The organism is Maribacter aquimaris (assembly GCF_014596745.1).
Taxonomy (GTDB): domain Bacteria; phylum Bacteroidota; class Bacteroidia; order Flavobacteriales; family Flavobacteriaceae; genus Maribacter_A; species Maribacter_A aquimaris.
This window is the reverse complement of the sequence record NZ_JABTCF010000003.1, coordinates 344978-359780: the sequence shown is the minus strand read 5'-3', so window position 1 is coordinate 359780 and position 14803 is coordinate 344978. Positions and strand designations below refer to the sequence as shown.

The 14803-nt window shown below is 36.6% G+C and carries 11 protein-coding genes; all 11 read left to right on the top strand.

The window, feature by feature from the left end; genetic code table 11:
• The first annotated feature begins 625 nt into the window (after positions 1 to 625).
• Complete coding sequence (locus HPE56_RS07490) at positions 626 to 1603, top strand: DUF3644 domain-containing protein (protein ID WP_188243146.1); 978 nt, start codon at positions 626 to 628, stop codon at positions 1601 to 1603.
• A 131-nt stretch (positions 1604 to 1734) separates the two neighbouring features.
• Positions 1735 to 2220: a dual specificity protein phosphatase family protein gene (locus HPE56_RS07485; protein ID WP_188243145.1), complete on the top strand. Its 486-nt coding sequence runs from the start codon at positions 1735 to 1737 to the stop codon at positions 2218 to 2220.
• 67 nt (positions 2221 to 2287) lie between these two features.
• The gene (locus HPE56_RS07480; protein ID WP_188243144.1) at positions 2288 to 3073 is read left to right on the top strand and encodes an ion transporter; all 786 of its coding nucleotides are present in this window, start codon (positions 2288 to 2290) and stop codon (positions 3071 to 3073) included.
• The gene (locus tag HPE56_RS07475; protein WP_188243143.1) at positions 3063 to 4916 is read left to right on the top strand and encodes a PDDEXK family nuclease; all 1854 of its coding nucleotides are present in this window, start codon (positions 3063 to 3065) and stop codon (positions 4914 to 4916) included. The genes HPE56_RS07480 and HPE56_RS07475 overlap by 11 nt, the downstream gene beginning before the upstream one ends.
• Before the next feature lie 136 nt (positions 4917 to 5052).
• A complete protein-coding gene (locus HPE56_RS07470; RefSeq protein ID WP_188243142.1) occupies positions 5053 to 6105 on the top strand; it encodes a hypothetical protein in 1053 nt (350 codons plus the stop codon).
• Between the two features lie 375 nt (positions 6106 to 6480).
• The gene (locus HPE56_RS07465) at positions 6481 to 6753 is read left to right on the top strand and encodes a hypothetical protein (RefSeq protein WP_188243141.1); all 273 of its coding nucleotides are present in this window, start codon (positions 6481 to 6483) and stop codon (positions 6751 to 6753) included.
• A gap of 866 nt (positions 6754 to 7619) precedes the next feature.
• Entirely contained in the window at positions 7620 to 8678 is a 1059-nt protein-coding gene (locus HPE56_RS07460) for a serine hydrolase domain-containing protein (protein ID WP_188243140.1), read from the top strand.
• A 349-nt stretch (positions 8679 to 9027) separates the two neighbouring features.
• On the top strand, positions 9028 to 9180 hold the full coding sequence (locus HPE56_RS07455; protein WP_188243139.1) for a hypothetical protein: 153 nt from the start codon (positions 9028 to 9030) through the stop codon (positions 9178 to 9180).
• 209 nt (positions 9181 to 9389) lie between these two features.
• The gene (locus HPE56_RS07450; RefSeq protein ID WP_188243138.1) at positions 9390 to 12188 is read left to right on the top strand and encodes a S9 family peptidase; all 2799 of its coding nucleotides are present in this window, start codon (positions 9390 to 9392) and stop codon (positions 12186 to 12188) included.
• A gap of 485 nt (positions 12189 to 12673) precedes the next feature.
• Complete coding sequence (locus HPE56_RS07445; RefSeq protein ID WP_223170230.1) at positions 12674 to 13786, top strand: glycoside hydrolase family 88/105 protein; 1113 nt, start codon at positions 12674 to 12676, stop codon at positions 13784 to 13786.
• Between the two features lie 54 nt (positions 13787 to 13840).
• Positions 13841 to 14587 carry a GNAT family N-acetyltransferase gene (locus HPE56_RS07440; protein ID WP_188243137.1) on the top strand — a complete coding sequence of 249 codons (747 nt, stop codon included), beginning with the start codon at positions 13841 to 13843 and terminating at the stop codon, positions 14585 to 14587.
• Positions 14588 to 14803: the final 216 nt, after the last annotated feature.

Below are 14803 nucleotides of genomic sequence, written 5' to 3'. Positions count from 1 at the left end.
GACAAGAGTGAAATAGCGCAGCCCAATGTTATGGTGCGAAGTTGCAAACTTCGCACAGCCATTATCTGTATCGGAGGTCTTTTTTTGTGCATTGGGACGAATAGCGTTGATAACTCCTAATAAACCGGCTTTATTTTAAGTGCGATTTTCCTTACCTTAGGTTGTGATTAAAACGCTGTTTAGTTAGCTCCCGAGAAACAGCACAGAAAGGAAACATAATTTAAAATATGATGCTTTTGTAGTTGAAAGCTCAGTTGTGACCAACCCATATATCGACACCGAAACCAAGATCCCACAAGGGCGAACAACCCTGAACGGACTTCCCATTATTCTATGGGAAAACACCATTATTGTATGTAAGAAGCATCTAGCACCTATTTTCTATGGTATAGGAAATAGGGGAGTTGTGCTATACCCTAAAACAATACGAATAAGGCAGATACAACAATTTTTTGAAACGGCCTTACGCTTTTCTGTAAGGCAGAATAGAAATAAAGTGATAGGTTGCAATAGACTTTAATATTCAGATATTAAGGGTGTAAAGATTTGAGATATAGAAATTTGAATAAGTTGGAGGTAATTTAAATAAAACGCATATAAATTCGAGATAAATACATAGTTGCCAATGAAAATAAATAAAACCTATAAAAGTCTTTTAGATAAATCAATTAATTCGATGTTGTCAGCAATAGAAATTTATAACAAACCTGACTTTAAATATAGGGAAGAAACTTTTTCGATTTTATCAATTAACGCTTGGGAGTTACTATTTAAAGCAAGACTTCTAAAGGTTGGTAATTATAAGATGAACTCCATATATCAAATGGAGCCCAAAAAACTAAAAAATGGCGAAAAATCCAAACGCCTACAACCTAAATTAAATAGGGCTAAAAATCCTATGACAATTAGTCTTGCTGATTCAATTCTAAGATTAAAAGGTAAAGGAGAACAAGTAAGTTTAAATCTTGTCAAAAGTCTATTTGCATTAATTGAATTAAGGGATAACGCAATTCATTTTCATAATAGTTCAGACATATCAAAAGAAATCCAAGAACTAGGATTTGCTTGTATAAAAAATTATATGGAATTAATAAAAAAATGGGAACCTAAGACAAATTTATCTCAATACAATTTTTATTTAATGCCTCTTGCTTATGTAGATTCTACAATAGAATCTAAAGCAATTTTGACCGATGAAGTTACGAACTATCTTAATTTTTTAAAGAAAAAAGTATCTGAAACTGATAATGAAGATTTAAACTTTAGCGTGGCAATTGGAATTGATATTTCATTCAAAAAAAATGCAACATTGGATGGAATTGGTATGAGATACGATGCAGACGGAATCCCAGTAAATCTATCAGAAGAAGATATTACAAAAAAGTTCCCGTTAACATATAATAAATTAACATCTACAGCAAGAAATAGGTATTTGGATTTTAAACTTAATTCTAATTTCCACGATATTATGAGAGGCATAAAGAAGAATAAGAAACTTGCTTATAACAGAAGTTTAGACCCTAAAAATGCGAAGTCTCAAGTGAAGTCTTTTTTTAATTCTAATATTTGGCAAGAACTTGACAAGAAATATAAGAAGAAATAAAAATGAACGAAAAACACCCGCTCTGCGAAGCCTGTGACTTCGTAGCGTAGCTAACCCGAAAAATTAAACTTATATTTTCTAAAGTGTCATATACAATTGTATAAAACCTTGTTACTTCATTAAAATTGAAAATGAAAGAAATAGACAGAAACCTTTACGTAGGAAGTTTAAATGATTATAAAGAATTTCAAAATGAAAGCGACTTTTCTTTTGTACAAGCTTGCAAAGAACCATGTCATAGAAAAGCAGTTGGCTATACTGGTAGATCAGTGGCAAAAACGCATCCTGAGTATTTATTGGCATATAGGCCAAACCGATTAATTCTAAATATGGTAGATACTCCAACGGGAAAGTACTTTGATAAAATTCTTTTTGATAAATCAATTGAATTTATTGAGAGTAATCTAAACTTGAATAAAAAAGTATTGATTCATTGTAACCAAGGTGTATCCAGATCCCCTAGTATTGGATTACTTTATATGGCACTTAAAGAGAAAATAAGCAATTATTCATTTATCACTGCTAAAGATGATTTCTCAAAAATTTATCCTGAATATAAGCCTAGTGGAATACAGGAATTTTTAATAGAAAATTGGAATTATTTTAAGAATAAATAAAAAAATGGAACTTGAATTCTCTCTGTGAATGTGGTTTAAGCATTGGCCGTGACACAATTATAAAAATATGGTTAAGAGACTTTTTCTAAACGATAGATTTATTCTCGGACTGATTCTTTTGAATTCAGTAATACTATTTATAGGGGCATATTTTCCTTCGGAAAATGACAAGTATGTTCTGGCGATAATCGACAATTTAATTACGACATTGTTTATTCTTGAATTGGTTTTTAAATGCAGCGAATTTGGTTTTAAAGGATATTTTGGATCCAATTGGAATAAACTCGATTTTGTCTTGATAATACTTTCAATACCTGCTTTGATAACTTTCATCTTCAATTTAGACATAGTCGATTTTAGTTTCTTGCTCGTTTTCAGGATAATGCGTGTTTTCAAAGCTTTCCGATTTATTAAATTTATACCGAATGTCGGGGAATTGGTAGCGGGTGTTCAACGAGCCTTAAAAGCTTCGGTATTTGTATTCTTAGGCTTTGCCGTATACATCTTTATTATCGGTGTGCTTTCTTTTTATCTTTTTCAAAACAGCGGTTCTGAATATTTCAAAAACCCAATAGTTTCCTTGTACTCAACATTTAAGATATTCACGGTTGAAGGCTGGTTTGAAATCCCAGAGCAAATAATTGTCAATTATTCAAAAACTGCTACATTTTTTACCTATCTCTATTTCATATTTGTTGTCTTAACGGGTGGGATTTTTGGACTTTCTATCGTGAATTCAATCTTTGTGGATGCTATGGTCAGTGACAATAATGATGAGTTGGAAAAGAAAATTGATAAGCTCGATTCTAAAATAAACGAAATACTTACAAAAATCAATAATCATGAAACTTGAAAAAATTCTTGACAACGTTAATTCGCTTGAAAAAAATTCATTTCTAAAAATCATTGACAATATAAAATCTAGCAATCCCAAAAATAGCAAGGAGATTGACAAGATACTTTCAGATAGCAGCAATAATCTAAAAAGTGTTGACAGTATTAATATTGCAAAAGTTTTCGAATTGATTAAAGATGAATTCGCGGAAACTGTTAAAGCGGAATTTGTCAATACTACCTCTCAGTTAGATATTCTAATCGATATTATCATTAAGGATGGCAATAATATTTTAAAGCAAGACTGGCTTGGCAGATTATACGAAAAGGAGTTGGCAAATATTAGAAAGAGAACAAGGGAATTAAAATCACAATTGGAAGCGGATAAATCGGAAATTGATGAAGTAAGAAAACGTGATTATCTTATTTATAAAGCATGTGTGGAAACTGCATATAATAATGATTATGATAATAATAGGGATTCAAAAATAACCGATGATGAATTGTCTATTTTATTGACGTTGACACACCAGTTGGAATTATCCCAAGAAGAAGTAAAACTAATCAACTACTTAATTATTCCTCCTGAAAAATTGGATATTGACAATGTTACGACCTTCCTGAAAAATATTGGGGTCGTTTTTTATTCAAAGAAAAATAACTTGATCTATGTTGCAGACGAAGTTGTTAAGGTTTTACGTAAAATCAGAAAGAAAGAACTTGCAGATAAATATTTCCGCCGCGTTCTAAAAACGCTTAAAGAATCGCAAATAAACCTTATTTGCCGCAAACACAATATCGACGCCCGGGAATTGGATTATGAATCAAAAATCAAGCAAATAATCAAAGAGGGGATTTCGTTCACGAATTTACTTAAAAACGGTATTCACAAAGAAGGGACAAATTTAACCGACAGAAAAAAAGTGATAAATGATATTTGGAGCAAAGGATTAAAAATTTCGTCAAATCTAAAGGGTGTTACACTTGAAGAAAAAATTGATAATATAATCCATTATTTTAATGAAATTGAACACGATGAAAAAGTTGGTATTTCAGTTGAGGGTTATGAAAAATTACTTTTAGAAATAAACGAAGAATTGAAGTCATTTAGAAAGTTAGTGCTAAAAGAATTTGAAATGCCAGAAGAAACTGTTTTAAACAGTAGTACACTTTTGGATTTTAATATAAAACCGCGCGATGTTCTCGACATTTTGCCAACGGAAGAACTTAAAAAATTTATTGCCGTAAAAGAATTAAAATCAAGAGGTGATTTAGTTCTAAATATTTTGGATGCGTACAAAGACGCTGAAAACTTGCTGATTGAAAATTACGTTGCAATCGGTTTTCGAAATTTGAATTTGTTAAAGGAAAATGGAATTGTTATAAAAGAAAGTGAATTAGGTTTAAAATTTGAATGTCTTACCCAAAAAATATTCGAACAACTTGGTTTCAATGTAGATGAAACCCTGAAGAAAGAGCTGAATACAGCAAAAAACAAAATCGACCTTGTTTTAAATTTGGGAAATGATAATATAATAATCATCGAGTGTAAAACGGTAAAAGAAAGTGGATACAATAAATTTAGTTCTGTTTCAAGACAAATTAAATCTTACGTTGATTTGGCTAAAAAGAATGGTTTTAATGTTGTTAAATCGTTACTTGTAGCGCCAGATTTTAGTGATGATTTTGTCAACGACTGCGATTTGGAATTTGAAATTAATTTATCGTTGATTACAGCAGGTTCTCTTGTAAATATACTTGATGGATTTCGAGAATCAAAACATAAACAATTTCCTTATCAGTTGTTATTAAAAGACGTATTGATCAAAGAGGATAGAATACTTAAGGCTATTAGAAAATAACCCGCTCTGCGAAGTTTGTAATTTCCCCGCTAGCGCAAGCGTCAGGCTCGTAATCATTAAGGAACAAAGTTGAGTGCAAATAGAACGATAATGCTCTATAACACTCATTTTACGGCATAATTCACAAAAAAATAATATGCAATCATTATTAGGTCAATTTTATAATAGAATTAAAGGGTCACAAGAAGATATTGCTTCGGAAGGCCTGGTTTATATATTAAACCAATCATTAGAGTGTAGAAAAGCTATAAACCAAATTGTAAAGGCCAATACTAATCTGAAGTTTTCCGATTTAACCTATAAAACTCAAAATGTTGGAAGAGATTTAGAAAGACCGGATATTAGTGGTAAAGATGAAGAGGGAAAGGAGGTTTTAATTATTGAGGCAAAGTTTTGGGCTTCACTAACATCTAATCAACCAAATGGTTATTTAAAAAGATTAAAGGATAATACGGTACTGATTTTTCTTGTTCCAACTTTAAGAACAAGAACTGTTTTTGAAGAGGTCAAAAACAGAATTCTGGAAGAATACATAAATAATGATGTAGATTACAACAGCGATGATTTAACTATAATTATTAAACCTTCTCAGAAACATGTTTTCATAAAAAGTTGGAATGAGGTATTGAGCATGCTTAGGTCTAAAATAGAACAAGCAAATAACATTACGTTACTTTCAGATTTAAACCAAATTATCGGGTTATGTGAAACAATTGACCAAAATTCTTTTCAGCCAATAAAAGATGAAGATCTGTCACCAAGAATACCAAAAAACATTGTTTCATACTATCATATTGTAGATAAAGTAGTAGATGAATTAAAAAATAGGAATGTAGAAATTTCAATAAAAGGATTAGTGAAAACACCTCAACGTTATGGATATCATAGGTATTTTAAAACAGAAAAATTTGGTTTAAACTTGGCTTTAAAACTTGATTTATGGGAAAAATATAGTGATACACCATTTTGGCTTTCCATTCAGGAAATTAAAGAGAGATGGACAAAAACAGAAGAATTGGGTTATTCGTTAGAGTCCTTGTGTGCGAAATCCCATCATGTATTGGTTGATGAATCCAATTATTTGTTCGTTAGTTTGAAACCTAAATTATATGTAACTGAAGATATTGTTATAAAAGACCTAGCAAATCAAATAGAAAGTATATTAGAAGTTATAACGAAATCCCGTTAGAGCTAGCGGCATGCTCGTGCCTACTTTGTAAAAAAAGTAATTTTAAACGAATAACAAATAACAAGGTTAACCATGGAAAATAATACTAAGTACAGCACCCCGCTCTGCGAAGTCTGTGACTTCGTAGTGTATTGCCCCCGCTAGCGCGAGCATTGTGCTCGTGCCCAGTAAGGTAAGTACAAAAATGAGTAAGAAGAAAGCCTAGTGTTTTGGTGCGAAGTTGCAAACTTGGCACAGTCAAATAAACTTTTAGTACCTTAAGAGTTGGAATTAAAGACGTTGTCTATACGTTTATGAACTAGTTGCATGCAAGCAATAGTTATTTTGTGATAAATTGGGGATTTTAAATACGAATGGGAATATAAATAAATAACTATGAGCGGAGCAGGTCATATGTTGCATGCAATTAAAAGTTTAAAGTTTAATCGGGATCAATTAAAGAATCGTAGATCTAAAAACCGACATAGTTCAAGTTCAACCGATACGATTACCAAGGTAGAATTTAAAAAAGTCAGCCCCGAAGAACTTCAAAAAATTAAATCTGAAATCAGAGCACAAGCAAAGAAATCGAAACGGAAAGAATTAATCCTTTCATTAGGCATAATATGCGTTCTAATTGCCATTGCTGTATGGATGTATACGGTATAACACATTTCAATTTTTACCCGTATTACTAGATAACTAAACCCGCTCTGCGAAGTCTGTGACTTCGTAGCGTATGTACGAGAGTAAGTGACAAGAGTGAAATAGCGCATCCTAATGCTGGTGCGAAGTTGCAAACTTCGCACAGCCGAATAAATAGGTATTCAAGAACCTCCTTCGTCGGTTTCATTGGACAAGCAAAGAAATGAAGGTACTATTAAAGAGTTTATACCTCGCTTTATTCATTGCTGGTTTATTTTAGAATAAGGTATTCAAGAACCTCCTTCCTTGGTTTCATTGGACAAACGAAGAAGTTTAGACGGATTTATCTTTTCTAGATACCTACCATCAATTTGATACCAAATATCATTGGGGGTGATCTCCTTCTGTAGTGTAGTCGGTATGGCCGTTAAGAATTATTGAAGCCTTGGAAATAATTTAGACCATAGTGACGGTTCCAAAAATCCTAAAATTTTTGGAAACACCTAATGAAGGAGTGTCTTTTCTTTTGCTTCGGTTTCTTTGGACAAGCAAAGAAATCGAAGAAATACGTATTCAAGAACCTCCTTCGTCGGTTTCATTGGACAGGCAAAGAAATGAAGGTACTATCAAAGCGTTTAGGCATTATTTTATTTATGTAAAAAGTAGTAGACCAAGAAATTGATCAAGTTCCGAATCTTTAAAAATGCATCACCCATTATACGTCATTGAATCCTCAATTTTCTTGGCATCCGGTAATGACCTATTTTTTAAAGGGAAACCAAACAAAGGGCGTGTTTGACCAACCACTTAAGTACAACAATAAATCTATGGGTAAATCGTTTAAAGTATTCATACCAAGCCTTTTATAAATCAAAGAATCAGACCATAATATGAAACATTATTTGTTTGTTTTTTCACTGCTGTTGTTAGGTATGTTTGGCTGCTCCAAGGATAAGGACAATTCTGGGGATACTGCTACAGAAGAAACCTTCAGCTCGGAACAACTGGACAATTTGGCCAATTACTCCAAAGAAAAGGGCGGAAGTGCCGTTTTGATCATGGAGAACGGTAGGATTGTTTATGAGGATTATCACAATGGTGCCGATAGCCAAACGGCAGCACATATCCATAGTGCAACCAAATTATTTTGGGCATCGGCCTGTGCATTGGCAAAACAGCAAGGGTTGATCGATTATGACGAATATGTATCCAATACCCTAACCGAATGGCAGGATACAGATCTACATCCTTATAAAAACCAAATTAAAATAGCGCATCTGTTAACGCTTTCCTCCGGACTGTCCCAAGATTTTTTAACCATTTCCAATGAAAGTAATACGTATCAATATGTAGTGGATGCGTTGGATATGGTCAGTGCACCCCATCAAAAATTTTCTTACGGACCCAGTAATTATTATGTATTCGGTGTTCTTTTGGAAAGAAAGTTGAATGGAAGTGGCATCTCCCAAAACCCATTGGAATACCTTGAAACCGAAATTTTGGATAAAATCGGTTTAGAATATGAAAGTTGGGCCCATGACCAATCGGGGAACCCCAATATCCCTAACGGATGCACGCTTACACCAAGAAATTGGGTGAAGTACGGACAGTTTTTGTTGCAAGGAGGAAAATGGGAAGGAGAACAGCTTATCGCTTCCGATTTGCTGGAAGAAATGTATGTGCCCACAGGCCCCAATCCCGGACATGGTAACTTTGCGTGGCTAAACCTTCCGGACGGTTATGGGTTAAGTACGAGTGATTCGGCCCCTGAAGGATCCCCAGGTGGAATGATCTATTATAATGGGTATACCGAAATCGTTGCCGGTTTGGGTTCCGGAAAAAACAGGATGTATTTAATACCTTCAAAAAACATGGTGATAATAAGGCAGACGCTCCTCGAAGAAGATACGTTTGAGGACAATGAATTTTTAGGTCTTTTGCTGGACTAAAAAAAAACCGCTCTGCGAAGTCTGATACTTCGTAGCGTATTGAGTAAGTACATGAGTAAGTGACAAGAGTGAAATAGCAGCCTAATGTTATGGTGCGAAGTTGCAAACTTCACACAGCCGAAGAAATAGGTATTCAAGAACCTCCTTTGTCGGTTTCATTGGACAAGCAAAGAAGTTTAGACTTATTTTTATTTTCTAGATACCTACCATCAATTTGATACCAAATATCATTGGGGGTGATCTCCTTCTGTAGTGTAGTCGGTATGGCCGTCAAGAATTATTGAAGCCTTGGAAATAATTTAGGCCATAGTGACGGTTCCAAAAATCCCAAAATTTTTGGAAACACCTAATGAAGGAATGTCTTTTCTTTGCTTCGGTTTCTTTGGACAAGCAAAGAAATGAAGAAATGGGTATTCAAGAACCTCCTTCCTTGGTTTCATTGGACAAGCAAAAAAGAACAGAATACGAACTTCGGGTGATTGTAGATAAAGCATCCAATTAAATATATTCAAGTGCATCCCACTATGTTGAAGGCAATGGAATTTTAAACATAGTGTTAATAGACAATCCTGTTATCGATGTTTTAAAACCGAATGCTTTTTGGAAAAGTATTTCATGGTAGAATGTGATGCGAAGTGGCAAACTTCGCACAGCCGATGGGCTTATTTTTCTATTATACCTATATTTGGGTATACCAACGAAACCCATCCAATGAAAAGACTAATTCCACTATGTATACTGCTTATTTCCATTTCCGTTTTTGCCCAAAAAAAGGCGCTTGACCATTCCGATTTTGACGTATGGAATACGATTCAAGACCCAACGTTAGCGCCTGATGGATCCCATGTATTATTTTCTTTGGAAAAAGGGGAAAAAGATAATTTTTTAAAAGTAAAGGATATCCAAGGCACAACCGTTTTTGAACATGAGCGAAGTTCAAAGGGAAGGTTCACCTATGATTCCAATTATGTGCTGTTCACTGTAAAACCTTGGAAAGACAGTGTCATAGCCATGAAAAGTAGAAAAGTGAAAAAGAAGGATCTTCCTAAGGACTCACTGGGAATCTTGAACATTAAAACAAAGAGTCTGATTAAAATCGGGAATGTGAAATCGTATAAAATTCCCGAGGAATGGTCAGGGTATGTTGCGTATCAATTGGAGGAAATAAAAAAGGAAAAAGAGAAGGATGCCGATGGGGGAATAGCAAAAACTTCGATACCGGAGAATAAAAAGAAATCCAAAAAAGACGGCAAGAAAACGGCCTATCATGTGGTATTGCGGAATCTGGATACCCAAAAAGAGGATACCTTGAAATTCGTTACCCATTTCACCTTTGCCAAAAAGGGGAAATGGTTTGCCTATACCTCAAACGGAGCTCAAAAAGATTACGATGCAGGTGCCTATGTCATGAATCTTGAAAATGGGGAAAAAAGCAACATCCATAGTGCTAAAAAAGCGAAGTACGAGCAATTGCAATTCAGTGAGTCAGGTAAAAACCTAGGTTTCGTCGTGGATACCGATACGACCAAGATACAGGTTAGGCCCAATGCGTTATACATGTGGTCGGTAGGAAAAACAATGGCCGAAAAACTGGTCGATTCCGAAGCTGCGCCTCAGGGTTATCTCGTCTCCTCCGATGGTCAAGTGAGCTTCTCCAAAGACGAATCAAAACTGTTTTTCGGGTTGCGTAAACCCCCGATCGTCAAAGACACCACCCTTACCGATGAAGAAATCGTAAACGTTGAGGTATGGACCTACAATGAGCCCCGACTCTACACGGTTCAAGAACTACAGTTGAAAAACGATACCGTACGATCGTACCTAACCGCTATTCACCTTAAAAACAAAAAGTTGGTGCAGTTGGCAACGACCGAATACCCGAACAGTGAGCTTGGTGATGAGGGCAATGCCACCTACGCACTCGTTGGCACAACGCTACCCTACGAATTGACAAGTCAATGGAAGGGCTATCGTGAAAATGACTACGCGATCATCAATACCGAAACAGGGGAGACCACGATGGAAGTGAAACAATCCCCTAGCATGGGATTGAGTCCCAAGGCAAAATACACGTTTGGCTACAATGCTATTGACAGTACGTGGTTTACCTATGACATCAATTCAAAAGCCTACACAACGTTGACCAAGGGTAAGGTCTTTTATGATGAATTGAACGATTCCCCAAAATTCCCATCGTCATATGGTATGGCCGGCTTTACTGAAAATGACGCTTCGATTATTTTGTATGACCGCTATGACCTCTGGGAATTCGACCCTAAATCCGGTTCGGGAAACCGATTGACCAAAGGCCGTGAAACCAAAACGAGATACCGATACGTGCAATTGGACGAAGAAGAACGCTTTTTGGATCCGAAAGGAAAATGGTTATTGACTGCGTTCAATGAGGAAACCAAATACTCGGGTTATGCGTCGTTTAACCCTAAAACCAAAAAACTTATTTCCTTGATATCAGGCCCCTTTCGTTATGCGAATGCAAAAAAAGCAAAATTGGGTGATGTGTTGTTGTTCACCAAAGAATCGTTTGAAGTGTTCCCTGATTTGCATGTGAGTGACATGTCTTTTAAAAAGACAACGGTGCTCAGCAATGCCAATCCACAACAAAAAGACTACTATTGGGGCACGATTGAATTGGTGGATTTCACATCACTCGATGGTAAAGCCCTAAAGGGGCTCTTGGTGAAACCTGAAAATTTTGACCCCAAGAAGAAGTATCCGATGCTTGTGAACTTCTATGAACGCAGTACGGATAACCTGTATCGCCATAGGGCACCAAAAGCCGAAAGATCATCGATCAACTATAGTTTTTATACCAGTCGTGGGTACGTGATTTTCAATCCTGATATCGAATATCGTGTGGGTTACCCTGGTGAAAGTGCCTACAATTGTGTAATTCCCGGTGTCACTTCCTTGATTGGGAAAGGGTTTATCGACAAGGATAATATCGGTGTACAAGGACACAGTTGGGGTGGGTACCAGATCGCTTATCTCGTAACAAAAACCGATATTTTCAAAGCCGCGGAATCTGGCGCACCCGTACCCAATATGATCAGTGCCTATGGCGGAATTCGCTGGTGGACAGGTCTTAGCCGTCAGTTTCAATATGAGCATACACAAAGCAGGATCGGGGGTACACCTTGGGAATACCCCGCACGGTACATCGAAAACTCCCCCATCTTCAATATAGACAAGATACATACACCGCTGTTGATCATGCATAATGACGCAGACGGACATGTGCCTTGGTATCAAGGCATCGAATTTTTTACAAGTCTTCGTCGTTTGGGAAAACCTTCTTGGTTTCTAAATTACAACGGGGAACCACATTGGCCGTTAAAACTTCAAAACCGAAAGGATTTCAATATCAGAATGGCACAGTTCTTTGATTATTATTTACAAGGAGCGGCAAAACCTGTGTGGATGGAAAGAGGGGTGCCCGCGATGGAGAAAGGGGTTAATCAAGGATTGGAGCTTATGGATGCCAAAGAATAGCTGTTTTATGGCTGTTCTTAGGTATTTGCCCGTGTCGAGATTACCCGCTGGCAAAGGCAACCTGTGACGGGCGCAGTCGAAGTATCACGCCCATGCCCGGCAAGCGTAAGCACAAAAGTGCATACAAAGAGAAAGCCGCTCTGCGAAGTTTGTATCTTCATAAAATAAGAGCCATGGGTATATACAATCCACTATGGGAGTATGTTTGGAAGAATGGCACTTCCCAATTAGAATTGACTTTAACGAAATACATAAAATCATGGGAATGGAGGTAGAACATTCCTTTTTGAATTTAAAAAGGAATTGACCCAATTCGGTTATGAAGTGGGTAAAATATCCCAAAAAGGGAAAACAGTGATTTTTGATAAAAAGGAGTAGGGTGGTAAAAAACGGCTTAAGTCGGTTTTTGACAAATCCATAGTATAATTTACGTCCGATTATGCGTAGTTTTAACATGATTTTCCAACCTTATATATTACTGAAAAATGAAACTAAGTAAGATTTTTATGGTCGCCGTACTATTGATCATGGCACCTTTATCCCAAGCTCAGGACATAAAACCTGCAGAAGTAAAGAAAATCATGAAAAGAGTGGCCGACTGGCAATTAGACCACTTTCAGGATTTGTATAGCGGAAGTACAAAACCCCATCATCAGCTGGACTGGACAAACGGTGCCTTATATATTGGCATGGTAAAATGGGCAGCAATGGCCGGTGACGAGACCTATTACAACTGGCTCAAGGCAATAGGGGAAGGGAATGAATGGAAATTGCACCGTCGGAAATACCACGCCGATGATCATACCGTGGGTCAATTATATCTTGAGTTATACCGGAAGTATAAGGATGTAAAAATGATCGAACCAACAAAGGAACAGTTCGATTTTATTATGTACCACCCTGCGCGCACCTCCTTAACATGGAAATCCCCCTACCACCAATCCCGTTGGAACTGGTGTGATGCACTGTTTATGTCCCCTCCGGTTTGGGCAAAGCTCTATAACATCACAGGAGAAGAAAAATATCTCGATTTTATGATGGGGGAATTCAAGGCAACGACCGATTTCCTGTTCGATAAAGAAGAAAACCTTTATTATCGTGATGAAAGTTACATGGGAAAAAGGGACCATAACACAAAAATATTTTGGTCCAGGGGAAATGGGTGGGTGTTCGCTGGACTCACCAATATTATGAACGAATTGGATTCCCAAAGTAAGGAATACAAGTATTTCTTGAAGATTTACAAAAAAATGGCAAAGAAACTGCTTGCAATACAAACCCCGGAAGGACACTGGGCCATGAGTTTGTTGGGGCAGGAATTTTATCCTACTCCTGAAACCAGTGGCTCGTCATTTTATACCTATGGCCTCGCTTGGGGTATCAATAAGGGAATTTTGGATAAGGACACCTATGGTAAAGCGGTACAGAAGGGATGGAACGCCATGGTCGGCCATGTTACCGAAGAAGGTATGCTAGGGTATGTTCAACCCATTGGAGCGGCTCCTGGTAAAGCATGGGCCGACAAGACCGAAGTTTATGGTACCGGAGCATTTTTAAGTGCGGGTTCGGAAGTGTATAAATTATATGGGGGAGAGTGAAAAATTTAAACTTTCCAATGGGTAAAGGCCCATTTTATGAAAAAAGGGGACAGAATGGAAATAGTAAAGCTAACGGACCAAAATATCCAAGACGAACATATCTGTTGTGCAATAAGTGATAAGAAATGTAATAGCGGTTATGAAAAGAAGAAAAGTTGGCTAAAGACGGAATTTAGGAACGGCTACCATTTTCAAAAAGTAAATGTTAGGGGAAAGGTTTTTATTGAGTACGTACCTATTGAAAATTCTTGGCTTCCCTTAACCGGAAAGAATTTTATAGTCATTAACTGTTTTTGGGTCTCGGGCCAGTTTAAAGGAAAAGGAAACGGAAAGAAACTACTGCGGCAATGTCTTAAGGATGCTGAAAACTTGGATGGGATTGTTGCCGTTTCCAGTGATAGGAAAAGACCCTTTATGAGCGACCCGAAATTTTTGAAACATCACGGATTTGAAATCATTGATGAAGCAGCCCCATTTTTTAAACTATGGGGGTTAAAAACCACGGCAAATGCATCGTTTCCAAAATTCATGGATACGGCCAAATCAGGAACCTGTCCGGATAACAAAGGCATAACGGCCTATTACTCGAACACCTGTCCGTTTACCGACTATTACACAAATCAAGTGCTTCGGGCATATGCGAAAAAGAAGAAGGTGCCATTGACGATAAAGCATATAAAGAATAGGGAGGACGGACAAAAAATGCCAATCCCATGGATCATAAACAGTGTTTTTTACAAAGGGCAGTTAGTGACGTTGGAAATGAAAGTCGATAGACATTTGGATAAGTTGATAAAATAAAATAACACCGAATATATCTTGATTAAAAGATAAACACCCCTAATGTACGGGGATAAGGTCCTGGGGTCCAGAATGATATTGATGGGTGTTCGAACAGGGTAGGTGGCTACTTAAAAAAGAGCATAATGATTGGATGGATTTTCCAGGATATGGTGTTTAACATCGTAGGAGTACATTTAAAACAGGATTTTATATAAAAGTTGTAGGAAATCTTTA

Bases quoted from the DNA above. Each gene is read 5' to 3' on its own strand.
- HPE56_RS07490 (WP_188243146.1), top strand. From the start codon at position 626: ATGAAAATAAATAAAACCTATAAAAGTCTTTTAGATAAATCAATTAAT.
- HPE56_RS07485 (WP_188243145.1), top strand. From the start codon at position 1,735: ATGAAAGAAATAGACAGAAACCTTTACGTAGGAAGTTTAAATGATTAT.
- HPE56_RS07480 (WP_188243144.1), top strand. From the start codon at position 2,288: ATGGTTAAGAGACTTTTTCTAAACGATAGATTTATTCTCGGACTGATT.
- HPE56_RS07475 (WP_188243143.1), top strand. From the start codon at position 3,063: ATGAAACTTGAAAAAATTCTTGACAACGTTAATTCGCTTGAAAAAAAT.
- HPE56_RS07470 (WP_188243142.1), top strand. From the start codon at position 5,053: ATGCAATCATTATTAGGTCAATTTTATAATAGAATTAAAGGGTCACAA.
- HPE56_RS07465 (WP_188243141.1), top strand. From the start codon at position 6,481: ATGAGCGGAGCAGGTCATATGTTGCATGCAATTAAAAGTTTAAAGTTT.
- HPE56_RS07460 (WP_188243140.1), top strand. From the start codon at position 7,620: ATGAAACATTATTTGTTTGTTTTTTCACTGCTGTTGTTAGGTATGTTT.
- HPE56_RS07455 (WP_188243139.1), top strand. From the start codon at position 9,028: ATGAAGGAATGTCTTTTCTTTGCTTCGGTTTCTTTGGACAAGCAAAGA.
- HPE56_RS07450 (WP_188243138.1), top strand. From the start codon at position 9,390: ATGAAAAGACTAATTCCACTATGTATACTGCTTATTTCCATTTCCGTT.
- HPE56_RS07445 (WP_223170230.1), top strand. From the start codon at position 12,674: ATGAAACTAAGTAAGATTTTTATGGTCGCCGTACTATTGATCATGGCA.
- HPE56_RS07440 (WP_188243137.1), top strand. From the start codon at position 13,841: ATGGAAATAGTAAAGCTAACGGACCAAAATATCCAAGACGAACATATC.